Origin of the sequence: Oceanobacillus phoenicis, from assembly GCF_047238145.1 — a bacterium.
Classification (GTDB): Bacteria; Bacillota; Bacilli; order Bacillales; family Amphibacillaceae; genus Oceanobacillus.
In genome coordinates, this window is sequence record NZ_JBDFME010000001.1 from 1,370,888 (window position 1) to 1,387,066 (window position 16,179).

Below are 16,179 nucleotides of genomic sequence, written 5' to 3' on the forward strand. Positions count from 1 at the left end.
ATGGCATGTTCGATATAATTTAAGACAATTATAGACAAAATATAGGAAAAATGTAGAAATAGCCAACTTAGATTCCACATCACGATTAAAATAGGAGAATATTATGTTTAACTATGTAGATTTATTTATTGCTTTTACAATCTCATTGGTAGCAACTTTACTCGTCACGTTTCCCGTCCGTAGATTTGCAATTAAAATTGGTGTGATGGATGCACCAAGTAGTCGGAAAATACATAAAGAAATAACTCCACGACTTGGTGGATTAGCTATATTTATAGGTGCTTTTATAGGAATGATTTATCTTCAACCGTATCACATCTATATGAATGAAATTCTGATTGGATCACTAATTATATTGTTAACAGGTGCGTTAGATGATAAGTATACACTCAAACCATATATGAAATTAACCGGGCAAATTGTTGCAGCAGGGCTGTTAATTTACGCTGGACTAATTATTGAAAGAGTGACTATTCCATTTATTGGGATGATAGAGTTAGGATATTTAGGTCCGGTTCTTACATTCTTTTGGATTATTGGAATTACAAATGCGATTAACCTTATTGATGGATTGGATGGACTGGCTACCGGTGTGACAACCATCGCAATGACAAGCATATTCGCAATGGCGATAGTTGATATGCAAGTCATGGTTGCTTATCTTTGTGTTACGTTTATTGGCGCAAATATCGGGTTCCTTTACCATAATTTTTACCCTGCTAAAATCTACATGGGGGACACAGGGTCAAATTTACTCGGTTATATTATGGCTGTGATATCCGTATTGGGTTTATTTAAGAATATTACTTTCTTTAGCTTTATTATTCCAATTGTTATTTTGGCTGTTCCGATCTTTGATACGGTAGTTGCTATTATTCGCAGATTATATAATAAAGAAAGTATCATGGCTGCTGACCGCAGGCATATTCACTACCAATTAATTGATGCAGGATATAGTCATCGGAAAACGGTTATTATCATCTATATATTTAGTATATTATTTGGCTTTATAGGCATTTTGTTTTCAGAAACAAGTGTGATTCTGTCGCTAGTTTGTACAGTTATACTACTCGTATTACTCCACATTTTTGCAGAATTAGCAGGCTTAGTGCTAGGAGGAAAACGTCCAGTTGTAACAGCGTTAAGAAAGTTGAAGCAAAAGGTACTGGGAATATTTCGAAGGCGGTCGCGATAACTAGTGTATCCTCTTTGGAAGTGAATATATGATGGTATAAAAACCAAACTACTCTCGGATTCAATTGATTAGAGCGTAGTTTGGTTTTTATATATAGGAATGAATTTGAATGTTCTAATATCAAGTGGTTCGATATGTATCAGTGACTGCAATAGAGAGTGAAGAGAAAAAGCGGTCAGTCAAAGAGTGGATGAGCGCCCATAATAGAGAGTGAAGAGAAAAAGTGGTCAGTCAAAGAGTGGATGAGCGCCCATAATAGAGTGAAGAGAAAAACCGGTCACTCATTTAATTGTAAATTAGAACTATCATTCGAGCTTGGTAGTCAGAAACGATTACTGCAATACCATTAAACACTTCGTTAGTAGTATTCTAAAAGAATTGTACTAGTAAATATTTCTACACGATAACATACAAATAGAAATTTCGACAAAGAAGTCAATGTTCTTATTTTGGGACCAATAATTAATAGTAAAAGCGGAGTAGACTAGTTATTGTTATAAATAGCTAGTCTATTTTGACCTTTTAGCAATTCTATTATCTGAAAAATTCGATATAAAAGTACTATGACTTTGTCCCCTGTTGCCTGTGAAATAATTGCTATATGATTAATATATCTGAATATTAAGTCTCTTGAAATTAGTGAAATAGAGGCGAATGTATCAGATATACTACATTTTTGGTAGAGGGGGAGAAGCATGCGGAAAAAAGTCGGAATATTATTTTTAGCATTTCTACTTATTTTTTCCAATTTTGCTATGTCGAGCGCAGCGGCAATTCAATCGCTGTCTGGACAAAATTTAACAAAGGGAAACCTTTCGGGTGAACTGACTGGCACGGAAGATCCAGAACAAGAAGTACGTGTGGTTGTGGAAATGGAGGAAGAGGCTCCTATTGAAATCGCCACAAAACGTGGAATGACGTACAAAACACTTGAAGAAACAGAGAAGCAGCAATTAGAAAAGAACGCGAAGGCACAACAACAAGAAGTAAAAAAAGAAATGGAAGCGAAAAAATTAGACACTAAAGTTCTACAAGAATTTACGACTGTAGTTAACGGCTTCAGTGTGGAGGTAAAACAAAAGGACATTGAGCAAATTGAAGAACTCAAAGGCGTAAAAACAGTACATATCGTCAATGAGTATGAACGTCCAGAAGTAGAACCAGATATGAAATATAGTAAAGAATTAGTAGAAGCGCAGCAGGCATGGCGCGACTATGGTTATAAAGGAGAAGGATTTGTAGTCGGGATTATCGATACTGGAATCGATCCTTCTCACCAAGATATGATTCTAAGTGAAGGTAATGAAGCCGCACTATCGGAAGAATTTGTTAACCAACAAATTAATGAAGAGGATTTACCAGGACAATTCTACACGGAAAAAGTTCCGTATGGTTACAACTATATGGATGAAAATGATGAAATTCGTGAAATCCATGCAGGTGCGAACTATCATGGCATGCACGTAGCTGGAACCGTTGGTGCGAATGGCGATGAAGAAAATGGCGGAATAAAAGGGATTGCTCCTGAAGCGCAATTACTCGCACTAAAAGTATTTGGTAATGATCCAGAAATGCAATCGACTTATGGAGATATTTACATTAAAGCAATTGATGATGCAATTAAATTAGGAGCAGATGCATTAAATATGAGTCTTGGATCACCAGCTGGATTTGTAAATGCAGAATCACCGGAACAAATTGCGGTTGCTCGTGCTGTGGATAACGGGATATTGATGTCAATTTCTGCAGGGAACTCTGCATTATTTGCAGATGGATATTTCCATCCGTATACCTCTAATCCAGACTATGGAGTTAGTGGATCTCCGGGTGTATCCTATGAATCTTTGCAAGTAGCATCCTTTGAAAATACGTATATGGAAGTAGATGGAATAGATTACGAGATTGATGGAGAACAAGGTATGTCTGGTTTCCTATCAGCGGGTAATGTCCATCCAAATGATGTCGATGAGAAGACATTTGATTTAGTAGACGCTGGGCTTGGGCTGCCAGAGGATTTTGAAAGTATTGATGTTGAAGGTAAATATGCGCTTATCCAGCGCGGGGGAAATGCATTTACCGAAAAAGCAATAAATGCTCAACAAGCAGGTGCAGTAGGTGTCATTATTTACAATAACACTGACGGAATTGTAAATATGGCAACAGAGCCAGCGATTACTATTCCTCAATTATTTATGTTGAAATCAGATGGAGATCGTTTAGCTCAAGCATTACAAGATGGACAAGCAGTATCAATTACATTTAATGGTGAAACTACTCAAATGGAAAATCCAAGTGCAGGCCAAATGAGTGATTTTACATCTTGGGGATTAACACCTAACCTTGATTTCAAACCAGAAATCACAGCACCAGGTGGACAAATTCTATCAACATTAAACGATAATGAGTATGGATTAATGAGTGGAACTTCTATGGCTGCGCCTCATGTTGCAGGTGGAGGAGCATTAGTATTACAACGTGTGGACGAAGAGTTTGGCTATGAAAATGCTGATCGCGTTCACCAAGCAAAAAATATTATGATGAATACATCTGAAAAGGTAGAATTTGAAGAAGAATATGTTTCTCCACGCCGTCAAGGTGCAGGAATGATGCAGCTTCACGCAGCTCTTTCTACTCCAGTAGTCGTAACAGAATCAGAAACAGACGAAGCTAAAGTAGCTTTAAAAGAAATTACAGAAAATGAAATTAGCTTTGAATTAACTGCAGAGAACGTAACAGATGAAGCAGTAAGCTATGATGTAGATGCAAATGTACAAACAGATACTCCAGTTGATGGTGGAGGAGTATTAGTCAATGCACCTAATCTTTTCTCTGCTACGGATTTAGGTGAACTAGCGACCATCAACGGGGAAGCAACGAGCACAATTGAAATCCCTGCAAATGGAGAAGAAACATTTACAGTTACAATTGATTTAAGCTCAGTGGATGCAGATCTAAATGAAATTTACACAAATGGATATTGGTTAGAAGGGTTTGTAACGTTAACAGACCCAACGGATACAAATCCAGAGTTATCAGTGCCATATGTAGGTTTTAAAGGTGAATGGGATCAAGCTCCAATTTTTGATACACCAGTATGGGAAGAGGATACTTTCTATGAAATGACTGGAGTATTAACAGATCTTGGTGAAGGAAGTTATGGATTCCTAGGAGAAGACTTAGCAACTGGAGAAATTGATCCAGAGAAAATTGCTTTTTCTCCAGATGGTGATGGCACACAAGACAATGCCTTAATGGTATTATCGTTCTTAAGAAATGCGAAAGACGCCAAGTTTACCGTACGTGATGAAGATGGAAAAGTTGTTCGTACTATCCGCATGGAACGAGAGCTTCGTAAAAATTACTACGATGGTGGAAGGGCACCATACTATTCTCTATCATCTGCAAGAGCATGGGATGGTAAGATAAATGGTAAATTAGCAGAAGAAGGGCAATACTATCTATCTGTTGATGCAGCAATTGACTACGAAGATGCAGAACGTCAAACGTTAGATTTACCAGTTATTCTAGACTTAACCGAGCCTGAATTAGCAGCTACGATTAATCCAGAAGACAATGTAATTACGGTAGATGTAACGGATGAATTAAGTGGAGTAGCTTCATGGGATGTACTTGTCGATGGTGAATCTGTTCTAGAAACTCCATATGTAAATGGAGAAACAGAACATACATTAAGTGAAGAACTTGGGGAAGATCAAACTGTAACAATTGTTGCGACAGACTATGCTGGTAATACAGCAGAAGAGGAGCCAGAGGAAATCGTGCCAGATACAACGGTACCTGATCTTCGTCTTCAAACACCAGAGTTTTTAGGAGCAATAGGATCTCGTGACGTCGAATTTACCGGCTATGTAACGGATGAATCTGGTGTTGCTCAAGTGACTATTGACGGAGAAGAAGTTGAATTAGAATATAACGAGGAAGAAGATCGTTATTACTTCTCTAAAGTAATTACAAAAGATAAAGATGGATACTTTACAAGTAAAATTACCGCAGTCGATAATGCAGGGAATGACACAGAAATTGCACGTCGCTACTTTGTTGACTCGGAAGCTGCAGAAATAAGCGTGAAAGCTCCTAAAGAAACGAAAAAAGATACGGTAACCGTTAAAGCACATGTGAAAGACAACTTCGATCAAATTGATTTATTTGTCAATGGAAATCATGTGTATATGAACGAACTGTCCGAACCATACGGGAAGAAGAAATTCAATGAAAAAATTGAAGTAGATCTCGATTTAGAAGAAGGCGAAAATGTCTTTGAATTCAAAGTCGTCGATCTAGCAGGTAAAGAAACCGTAGAAGAAATTGTTATCGAAAAGAAACAAGGAAAAGGTGATGGTGGCGGAGATAACGACGATGATGGCAAAGGAAACGGCTGGATTGGCAAAATTATCGGAGGTATTAAAAATCTCATCAGTATTATCTGGAGCTTATTCGGATAAGTAAACTATAAACATGAGCATCTTACGAATATCGTAGATGCTCATGTTTTTGTGTTCAGGTAAATTAACAGAAAATATTAAATTTACTTAATGAAGATTTACAGAGACTTTATTCTGTTGTAACTGGAAATTTACATATATCGGGTACACTAAAAATGTAAGATAATCCTATAACTGAAAAGGGGAATGTAAACATGCAAATTCGAGGTATTGCACACAGAGGTTATCCAGTGAAGTATCCAGAGAACACATTATCCTCCTTCCAAGCAGCAATAGATTTAGGATTTACACACATGGAATTGGATGTTCATTTAAGTAAAGATGGCATTCCAGTAGTGATGCATGATGATAAAATTGATCGAATGACAAATGGAGTTGGAGAAATTCGTGACTATACTTTACAGGAACTAAAAAAATTTAATGTCCAGGAAGGTGAACAAATTCCGACATTACAAGAAGCACTTGAATTAGCAAAAGATAGAATTATCGTATCTATCGAATTAAAGAAAACACAATTATATAAAGGAATTGAAGAAAAAGTATTCCAAGTAGTGGAAGAATTAGATATGGTAGATCAAGTTTATATTATATCCTTCCATTATGCAGCACTAAAAAAATTAAGAAAGTTATCGAATGAACTAGAACTAGGGCCGGTAGTGAATCGAGTCAAACGATCACACTTTCGTCAACTAAAGCGAATTAATGCGGAGTACTTTGCCGTCCGTTTTGATGGAATAAAAGATAAGCATATTGAATGGTGTCAAAATAATGATGTGCAGTTAGTTGCTTGGAAAGTGAATGAACAAGACGAAATGCATTTTATCAAACAAAATCCATCTATTCTTGCAACAACAGATGAATTAGAAAAGTACAAGGCAGTAATTCTATAAACAATGCATTAAAAAGATAAGATCACAGGAGGAAATACTCATGCAAACATCGATGCTTCTTACACTGACCATTTGTTTTATGATGACATTAATTTTTACACCAATATCTATGAAACTAGCTCATAAAATTGGAGCAGTGGATCAGCCAAATCACCGGAAGATGCATGACCTCCAAATGACAAGACTAGGAGGACTAGCCATTGTTGCTAGCTTTTTCATTGGTCTTTTTTTATTTGTTCCAACTAATGCGATTCCAATTACATTGGTAGCTGGAGCGGTTATGATTATTCTTACCGGAATGATGGACGATTGTTTTCAAATGGCAGCAAAATGGAAGTTATTAGGTCAATTTCTTGCAGCAGTAATAACTGTCGCAGGTGGAATTCGAATCGAATTTATCACATTTCCAGTAGGAGAAAAAATTGAGTTTGGAATATGGGCAATCCCCATCACGATTATTTGGATTATTGCTATTACAAATGCGATTAATTTAATTGACGGGTTGGATGGTTTGTCATCAGGTATTACTTCTATCGCGCTAGTCACGATTATTTATCTGGCAACGACAATGGGAGATATCACAATTGCTTTAATCGCTACCGTTTTACTAGGAAGTACATTAGGATTTCTAGTATTTAATTTCCATCCAGCTAAATTATTTATGGGAGACACCGGGTCGTTATTTCTGGGTTATATGGTAAGTGTACTTGCTGTGATGGGACTATATAAAAATGCGACTGTATTTTCATTAATGGTACCCATTCTAATCTTGATGATACCTATTTTGGATACAACGATTGCAATTATCCGAAGAATTATACACAAGCAGCCTATCTCGGCTCCAGATAAATTTCATGTGCATCATTGTATATTAAGATTGGGATTCACACATTGACAAGCCGTACTCATTTTGTATTTGTTATCTGCTCTGTTTAGTATAGCAGCCGTTCTTTTTACAAAATCTACAGTGTGGGGAGCAGCAATTATTTTAATTGCCGTACTTATCTTGGCAGAAATTCTAATCGAAGTGACCGGATTACTGGGAACACGTTATCGACCAGTGATTCAATGGTTTCAGACTGTTAAATCGAAAAGCAAACGATCATGAAATGAGATAGGATGAGTTTTATGGCTAAGGAACGGCAACGTCTCGATGAGATTCAAATGACTAGAGCATTCGCTATTTTTGCGGTAGTGTTAGTACATACAACTTCAACAGGAGTTTCCCAATTAGCTACGGATTCGGGCTCGTTTGTATTGTATAATGTCCTCAATACGGCCGGTAAGTTGGGTACACCAACATTTATTATGCTAAGTAGTTTTGTTCTTTTTTATAATTACCATGATCGACATGTGGATAAGGCATTACTGAAACGATTCTACACGAAACGATTAAAATATATTTTGCTTCCGTATCTGTTGTTTTCGATTCTCTATTTTACCGTTAATCGTGGCTGGCAGGGAGCAGACGCACTAACAACTTTCTTTATTGAACTTGCAACTGGAAAAGCACATGCACATTTATATTTTGTTTTTATTAGTGTACAGTTTTACTTGGTTTTTCCACTCATATTATTACTTTTCCAAAGAAGTAAAACTTTAGCAAAAAATGCTTTTTGGATTGGAATTGTGTTGCAGTGGATATGGGTGATATTAAACAAGCATTATTTCCAAATTGAATGGAAGGGCTCGATTGCATTCTCCTATTTATCGTATTATTTTATTGGTGCATTCTTAGGTATTTATTATCAACAATTAAAATCATTGGAGTGGGTAAAAAAAGGGAAGGGTGTATTAATTCTCTTCTATGTCGTATCTTTGGTAGCTTATTCTGGTTACATATATTCTACAAGAACTGGTTTTTATCAATCCGACATTCAAGAAAAACTTCCTTCAATCATTCAAGCATATGTCGCAGAGTTCACATGGGCTTTCTACACATTATTTGCAAGTGTGCTTTTATTTGTAGCTACCCATTGGATTATCAAGAGAATGTCTCCGTTGGTAAAAAGTGTTTGGATGGAAATTGGGGCAGTATCATTTGGAATTTATTTAGTGCATCCATTACTATTGAAAATAATTCGACTTGTTCCAGTTAGCGGAGATCCCGTTATATATCATAGCTTTCAAGTTGCGATATTTTTAATTGTGTTTATGGCAAGTTGGGCTATAGTAAGAGCCGTCTACTATTGTACAAAGTTATATTGGATTCCTTTTGGACACATACCAAAGTCTCCCTGGAAAAAATAATCGCCAACTTCCTTAGATTATTAAGTGTGAAAATTCATGGGGGGATCGTTCCTCCCCCAGCTGAATGTACGTACCACAAGGGCATACCTAAAGGATCTTGGCCCTTGAATCGAATCGGGTATATACAGGTAGCAATTCTCTTGGCGGTTTTTATCTTTTATTAGTTGGGTGATCTATTAACTAGATTGCGCGATATTTAAAGTCGTTATTAGAGCATGTCTAATAACGACTTTTCTGGATATCTAAAGCTATTTTGGTTAATAGAATATGTCTATTAACAACTTTTCAGGATATCTAAAGCTATTTTGGTTAATAGAGCATGTCTAACAACGACTTTTCTGAATTTCTAAAGCAGTTTTAGTTAATAGAGCATGTCTATTAACAACTATTCAGGATATCTAAAGCAGTTTTGGTTAATAGAGCCCGTCTATTAACAACTTTTCTTGATATCTAAAGTTATTTTGGTTAATAGAGCCCGTCTATTAACAACTATTCAGGATATCTAAAGCAGTTTTGGTTAATAGAGCATGTCTAATAACGACTTTTCAGGATATCTAAAGCTATTTTGGTTAATAGAATATGTCTATTAACAACTTTTCAGGATATCTAAAGCTATTTTGGTTAATAGAGCATGTCTAACAACGACTTTTCTGAATTTCTAAAGCAGTTTTAGTTAATAGAGCATGTCTATTAACAACTATTCAGGATATCTAAAGCAGTTTTGGTTAATAGAGCCCGTCTATTAACAACTTTTCTTGATATCTAAAGTTATTTTGGTTAATAGAGCCCGTCTATTAACAACTATTCAGGATATCTAAAGCAGTTTTGGTTAATAGAGCATGTCTAATAACGACTTTTCAGGATATCTAAAGCTATTTTGGTTAATAGAGCATGTCTAACAACGACTTTTCTGAATTTCTAAAGCAGTTTTAGTTAATAGAGCCCGTCTATTAACCATATTCCCCGGTTTCCAAGGCTATTTTGGTTATTAGAAACGTTCTACTATTGTATACTACGATATCCTTTGCTACTCCTAACTATTCTTTTCTTGTGCAACACTTATGTCCCATCTCCATGTTTATTTAAAATAATTTTATTTTTTGTAGAATCCCATGAGCAAGCGTGAACGTTTTTTTGAAATAGTTGCAACGAATGAATTGCTGTTTGTTCTGCTTGCTTTCGCAGTTCATTCACTTTCTCTAACATTTGGTTATAATTATTTTGCTCTAGATGCTTCTTCACTGCTTCATATAGACTTTCACCTGTCCAATCATCTCTTTCCACATGCCCTGCAACGGGTTGATTGACCTGCTCGGCAAATGCTTCAATCTTTGGATCATAGGATAGAGCCACAAATGGAGTTTGAGAAATACTCGAAAAAATCATTGCATGCAGTCGCATACCTATTAATAAGTCTGAGTGGTAGAGCACCTCTAATTTAGCTTGTAAGGAATTTGCATCTGAAGCAATCTCACTCGGAGCAATCATATTCATTTGAATATTTTTTGATGCCTCTACGTCTTTCTCTCCGTGCATGGGAAGAAAGACAATTCGATATCCATCATTCGACAGTCGATCAAGACACTCAGAAAGTTTAGTTTGGTACGCTTGATTGTTTTTCCAGTGACGAACAGAAACACAAATTTGTTTATTTGACTGATAACGGATATCAGGAGTAGGTAACCCGAGTACAGGGTCCGGTACAACATGTATTTCTTTTTGGACTCCGATAGATTCAAGAAATACTTTTGATGCTTGATCACGAACAGATATAAATTGAACTCGATTTATTGTATATGCTAGCATCTTTTTACACCAGTTTCTGCGGATTGGTCCCATCCCTTGTGCATAGACACATACTGGTTTGTTATGAAATCTCGCTAAGTGAATAATTCCGCCATAATAAGGAATGGATCGATTACTTGTTACATCCTGGAATAATGACCCTCCACCACTAATTAATCCATCTGAGTTGCGAATGACTCTGTTCACCTCAGACCATTGTTGACGGTGAACACTTTCGACATCGTAAGCAGAAGCGGTGTAATCCGGATTATTCGATAATACAGTAATCTGTACTGATGGGTGATATTTTCTGAGCGCAGTAATAATGGAAAAAAGAATTGCTTCATCTCCAGCATTGTCAAATCCATAATATCCTGACAGAACCAAGTTCATCGTAGCGCCTCCTTAAAATCTTTGTTGTAAATAACTTCGAATTGCTCGGATAATAAGAACCAGCAGATAACCAATTAAAAATCCAAAAAGTAAACTATAACCAGAACGTAAAAATGATAGATGAAGTGGCATATGAAAATGTGTGAATGTATTTACCACTGACAAAAATCCAATTGTACTAAAGGTCAGAAGCACCTTACTGATTAATGGATAATACTTTAAAAGGTATAATCCAACGATAAATAATGGAAACCCAATTAGAAATTCTTTTGTACGAGGTCGAACATATAATATTTCTTCTAGTGTTGTACGAATTGCAATTTCCAATTGACTAACCGAACCTGCATTGCCAGTACGGCTAATATAATAAAATCCAATGACAGCAAGTATAAACATAATTAGGACATGCCAATACTTTACTTCTGCATGCAAGAATTTATGAAGGAGCAATTTACCGTTATCAATGACATCATTCCAAAACAAACCGACAAACGCGATTCCAATTGGTAATAGATGTAGGAGTTTTACTCCACGGAATAATTCCATCCCACTAGTAAAAGCATTTCCATTTAACAATCCGATAACCAATAATATGCCAATCAACAGGATTCCAATTGGGCATAGCAGTAATTTAATCCAATTGATCGTTTTATATTTTGTTTCGAGATACCTTTGCCGTTGCTTCATCGTATTAATTACCGCATAAGCTGGCGTAATCACAGCTATCATCCACGCCAACATTTGTAAAAGGAAAAGTCTATCTGTAAATAAATAGCCTATTGTAAGAGCGAAAGCTACAAGCGGGACGATAAAACGACCCCATCGAATTGAAATCCAAGATGTTGCTAGATACCCCCAAATGACACTTGCGATTATCACCATCCAAATCATCCAATTTGATTGATCTATATTTTCAAATGGCTGTGCTAACCCTAACTCAAATTTATCCGGTAAATTTCGCTGTACATCTTCTAAATAGTCTTTGGTTGCTGCATAGCTTTCTTCTGCATCGACATCCATCGGAACATGTAAATAAATAGAACGAATCTGTCTTTCTTTTATTGCGCGAATCGTTTGCTCGACACTTTCGGATATCGGTTTATCATCAAGAAAAATACTGTGTAACCGGATAAGATCGTAATTAGTGGACCTCGCAACCGTCTGCATACCAGATTGATCTGCAAATTCAATTAAATAAAAGTGATAACCTGCTTGTTGAAGTTCCGTTGCCATTGTTTGAAGGTGATCTACAGTCGGGTAACCAATAGCCTCATCTCTCGTAAACAGAATTCCATGGGATAATGTACGGTTTTGTTTCAATAATTCTTCTACTATCATTTGGTTTTGTTCAACGGTCGGTTGATTACCTGCTCGTAACACATAAGGAACATCATGCTCCTGTAAAGTTTCTAATGTAGAGGCCTCATAACCTAAATCCACATCCATTTCAGCAGTGTTTTCTATAAGGAAAAATGTTGTTCCTAATAAGGTAATGGTTTCTGGCTGTAACTGACGTTCAATGAGATCAGTGTAGTACTGATTTTCAGGGATAGTGACATAGTATCCTTCAGTAAGTGAGTCATTATTGAGTTCTCCTTGAAGGCGAAGTAAATCCGATAAATAGGTATCAGAGTAAATAGATAAATGACCAGCTGTTTCAAGGTCTTGAATCGTTAATGGCTCTACACTCACTGCTGATAAGCCAGACTCATGTAATTCTACTATCATTTCATCAAGTGATTGATCGATAGAAGAAGCTAATTCTTGTAACTCCTCAATTGGCAATACCGTCTCTACTGTATTCTGACCGTTTTCCACCTGTATTCGCTCATATATATTAGGTAAACTAAGGAGTAAAAGGAGAATTACGATGCCAAATAATACGTGATTTAATTTCATGTGAATAACCTCCAAGGAACCTCATTCTTGTAGTTTGTTTATGTAAAGTGATTGGATACGATGAATAAGTCTGCGTATTTCTCCCCGACTCATAATCCGAAATAAGATGACTAATATCAGATAGATAATCAGGCCAATAATAGTGCTAATCACGACATATAGAATAGCCTGCAATCTACCCCATGAATCTATTGCAAATTGGGATATCGGCAACCACAAGGCAATTCCTGTAATGATTGATACGCCAAAGATTCGTAAACTTTTGTGAAGAAAAATAGGAAAACGTATCTTTTTTCGGATCAATGAAAGATTAAGCATAACTATACCTAAATAAACGATTAATGTAGAAACTGCAGCCCCATATAAACCTATAAACGGAATTAGTACAAGGTTTAGGATTACCTTAATCCCTACGCCATAAAAAATATAAATCGCAGCTTTTTTCTCTTCGTTAATAGCTTGTAATATCCCTGTACTCAATATACTTAATGATGTAAATATTGAACTAAACACGAGAAGGCTTAATAATTCACTCCCATATGTATCCGTGAATAAGCTCATATTTAACGGAATGATTAAAGCCGCCATTCCAATAGCCATTGGCCAAGAAATAAGCTGCGAATAGAAAAAAATAGTCGATAGGGAACGGGATACTTCATTTTTTGAATTACGCTTTAATTTATTTGCAATATAAGGAATTAATGGTACGACAATAGAAGAAGCAACAACAGTCGTTATTTGGACAAGAGCGAGCCCGCGACCGTAGATCCCATATTCGTAAGGAATCATTGCTTGATCTACTCCGAATTGACGAAGTCCAGAACTTACCGTTAAGGAATCAACCACATTCATACAGGCCATTGTAATTGAACCAAAAGCAATCGGAATGGATATACGTAATATATACTTGCTATATCTTAGAAAGCTAGAGAAAGAAAAACTTTTACTAAGTGGTTGTAATTTGTTTTGCCTGCGGAAAAGCAACGACAGGTAGATGAGAGAAACTAAAGCACCAATCACAGAACCTATCATCATCCATCCAGCAATCAATTCGGATGATGATTGTTGTAACACGAAAAAATAAGCAATCCCAAGCATACAGACAACACGTATTAACTGCTCCATTACTTGTGATGTAGCTGTTGGTGTCATATTTTCATACCCTTGAAAATAACCACGATATACTGCCATGTAAGGTGCAACAAGTAATGTCACTGACACTGTTAATAAAGCAAGCTTCGTAGACTCTCCACCTAGTAAATAAGCAATCGGATCTAACAAAATGTAAATAAATCCAAAACTAATTAGTCCGAAACAGATCGCTAATATTCGAGCGGTGTACCATATATACCAAATACGGTCCTCGTTATTCTCTGCACGAGCTTCAGAAATCAATTTGGAAATCGCAATAGGTATGCCTGCAACCGAAAGAATCAAAGCAACCATATAAACGGGATAAACAAAGCTAAATATCCCTAACACTTCATCTCCAGCAATATTTTGTAAAGGAATTCGAAAAACACTACCAAGAACTTTGGAAAATATAGCTGCAATTGTTAAAAATAAAGTCCCTTTTACTAATGTGTTCATCTTGGTAGCTCCTTTACACGAAATCCAATCGATTCCATTTAGTTTGTCCGGTTTTCTCATTTTTAGAATGAAGAACTTATTCAATATCGTAGTAGATATGCAAGTAAAATGCAGTAAGATTTACATAAAATTAATTTGATTTACGGAAACTTAAAGTAATGGGTGAATAAAGAATTAGTTATTCCGTACTATTAGATAAGTTTTGAGCAAATAAGTTTGATTTATTTTGCGAGATGGACACTGTTTTGTTTAATCACACCATAATTGGGTATTATCTTAAAGAAATCCTCCAACAGATTGATATAAAAGCTCTTGGTTTCCCTGAAACACTAACATTTACAGTAGATAAATCGAACAACTATATTGTATGTGTACTAGCAAGTTATAGAAAGGTGAGGGATGAATGAAAAGGATTCTGTACTCGATTATTATGGTTGTTGCCATGGCGGTTATTATTCTAAGCATCGTAGCCTCTAATCAAGCGATGGATAGTAAAAATACAAATATAAATACGATTGATAAAAATAATAATAATAGTACTGATGATGACTGGGTAGCTGGGTGGACAGCTAGTCTCCAAGCACCATTTAAAGATGGTGTTTCCTCGGAAGGTTTTGAAGACCAAACATTGCGATTTATTGTCAAACCTCATATAGATGGGGACAAGATACGTGTTCGATTATCCAATGTGTTCGGATCGACTCCTTTAGAAATTGATGAAGTGCATGTTGCAATTTCTAAAGAAGGTGCAGAAAACGAATATGGAACGGAGAAACAACTTATATTTGAGGGCGAAGAGTCAGTTACGATTCCAGAAGGAGAACGATTTTTTAGTGACCCAATTGATTTTGAACTAGATAAGGATGATGAACTAGCGGTTAGTGTATATGTTGAGGAGCCAACCGGTCCTACTTCATGGCATCCGCGATCGATACAAACAAGTTATCTCGCCTCTGGAAATCATTCCAATACAGCGGAATCTTCCGAGTTTGAAGACGGAGAAGAGGCTTGGTTCTGGTTAGATGGAATCGATGTTAAGTCAAAAGAATCAATCGATGGATCTGTAGCAGTGGTTGGGAGTTCGATTGATAATGGAAATTATTCAACAATAGACGCCAATCAACGATGGACAGATTATCTTGCAAAACGATTTCACGACGAAAGCCCAAGTGTTCGATTATCCGTAATAAATGCAGCGATTACTGCTAATCAATTGCTTAATAGTCCTCCTGAAAAAGGTGAGCACATGTTAGGGAGGCTGGATCGTGATGTATTCAGTCAAACAGGAATTCAAGCAATGATTTTGCATGGAGGTTTGAATGATATAAGACATCATCCAGAGTATTCCACAGAGAAAATTATTAGTCGGATGAAGGAAATTAGTCGTGAAGCACATCAGGAGGGTATTCAAATTTATGTAGCAACATTAACGCCTTTCAAAGGTTCTGGTATGTATTCAGAAGAAAAAGAGCGGACGAGGCAGGAGGTTAATGATTGGATTCGCTCTAGTAATGAGTTTGATGGAATTATTGACTTTGATAAAGCATTAAGAGATCCAAATGAGCCAAAACAGATAAAGTCCAAATTAGACTCCGGGGACGGTTTACATCCGAATAATGAAGGATATGAGATAATGGCTGATGAAGTGAATTTGGAGATGTTTGAAGAGAAATAACCAGAAGAATTTAGTTGTGATAAATGTTGTTTGAGATAA

At 36.4% G+C, this 16,179-nt stretch carries 8 protein-coding genes and 1 pseudogene; 6 read left to right on the plus strand and 3 right to left on the minus strand.

Features of this window, described 5'->3' with window-relative positions; all coding sequences use genetic code 11:
* The first annotated feature begins 103 nt into the window (after nt 1-103).
* The 5 genes and pseudogenes from ABC346_RS07150 (at nt 104) to ABC346_RS07170 (ending at nt 8,798) form a co-directional block, all read left to right on the plus strand.
* Nucleotides 104-1,195, plus strand: a complete 1,092-nt coding sequence (locus ABC346_RS07150) for a glycosyltransferase family 4 protein (protein WP_413234197.1) — start codon at nt 104-106, stop codon at nt 1,193-1,195.
* Between the two features lie 695 nt (nt 1,196-1,890).
* Nucleotides 1,891-5,658, plus strand: a complete 3,768-nt coding sequence (locus ABC346_RS07155) for a S8 family serine peptidase (RefSeq protein WP_413234198.1) — start codon at nt 1,891-1,893, stop codon at nt 5,656-5,658.
* A gap of 194 nt (nt 5,659-5,852) precedes the next feature.
* The gene (locus ABC346_RS07160; RefSeq protein ID WP_413234199.1) at nt 5,853-6,548 is read left to right on the plus strand and encodes a glycerophosphodiester phosphodiesterase; all 696 of its coding nucleotides are present in this window, start codon (nt 5,853-5,855) and stop codon (nt 6,546-6,548) included.
* 52 nt (nt 6,549-6,600) lie between these two features.
* Nucleotides 6,601-7,656: pseudogene (locus ABC346_RS07165) on the plus strand (glycosyltransferase family 4 protein).
* A gap of 20 nt (nt 7,657-7,676) precedes the next feature.
* Nucleotides 7,677-8,798 (plus strand): acyltransferase, encoded by a 1,122-nt coding sequence (locus ABC346_RS07170; RefSeq protein ID WP_413234200.1) that lies wholly within the window; start codon nt 7,677-7,679, stop codon nt 8,796-8,798.
* A gap of 1,059 nt (nt 8,799-9,857) precedes the next feature.
* Here ABC346_RS07170 and csaB read toward each other — a convergent pair.
* From csaB to ABC346_RS07185, 3 genes are read right to left on the minus strand one after another with little or no spacing between them, the layout of a single operon-like run.
* On the minus strand, nt 9,858-10,976 hold the full coding sequence (csaB, locus tag ABC346_RS07175; RefSeq protein WP_413234201.1) for a polysaccharide pyruvyl transferase CsaB: 1,119 nt from the start codon (nt 10,974-10,976) through the stop codon (nt 9,858-9,860).
* A 12-nt stretch (nt 10,977-10,988) separates the two neighbouring features.
* Nucleotides 10,989-12,875, minus strand: coding sequence for a DUF5693 family protein (locus ABC346_RS07180; RefSeq protein WP_413234202.1), 1,887 nt, complete (start codon nt 12,873-12,875; stop codon nt 10,989-10,991).
* Between the two features lie 21 nt (nt 12,876-12,896).
* Nucleotides 12,897-14,465 (minus strand): putative polysaccharide biosynthesis protein, encoded by a 1,569-nt coding sequence (locus ABC346_RS07185; protein ID WP_413234203.1) that lies wholly within the window; start codon nt 14,463-14,465, stop codon nt 12,897-12,899.
* Between the two features lie 403 nt (nt 14,466-14,868).
* On the opposite strand from ABC346_RS07185, the gene ABC346_RS07190 reads away from it, so the two are divergent.
* A complete protein-coding gene (locus ABC346_RS07190; protein WP_413234204.1) occupies nt 14,869-16,140 on the plus strand; it encodes an SGNH/GDSL hydrolase family protein in 1,272 nt (423 codons plus the stop codon).
* Nucleotides 16,141-16,179 lie beyond the last annotated feature (39 nt).

Coding starts and splice junctions, on each gene's coding strand:
- ABC346_RS07150 (WP_413234197.1), top strand. CDS start 104: ATGTTTAACTATGTAGATTTATTTATTGCTTTTACAATCTCATTGGTA.
- ABC346_RS07155 (WP_413234198.1), top strand. CDS start 1,891: ATGCGGAAAAAAGTCGGAATATTATTTTTAGCATTTCTACTTATTTTT.
- ABC346_RS07160 (WP_413234199.1), top strand. CDS start 5,853: ATGCAAATTCGAGGTATTGCACACAGAGGTTATCCAGTGAAGTATCCA.
- ABC346_RS07170 (WP_413234200.1), top strand. CDS start 7,677: ATGGCTAAGGAACGGCAACGTCTCGATGAGATTCAAATGACTAGAGCA.
- csaB (WP_413234201.1), bottom strand. CDS start 10,976: ATGAACTTGGTTCTGTCAGGATATTATGGATTTGACAATGCTGGAGAT.
- ABC346_RS07180 (WP_413234202.1), bottom strand. CDS start 12,875: ATGAAATTAAATCACGTATTATTTGGCATCGTAATTCTCCTTTTACTC.
- ABC346_RS07185 (WP_413234203.1), bottom strand. CDS start 14,465: ATGAACACATTAGTAAAAGGGACTTTATTTTTAACAATTGCAGCTATA.
- ABC346_RS07190 (WP_413234204.1), top strand. CDS start 14,869: ATGAAAAGGATTCTGTACTCGATTATTATGGTTGTTGCCATGGCGGTT.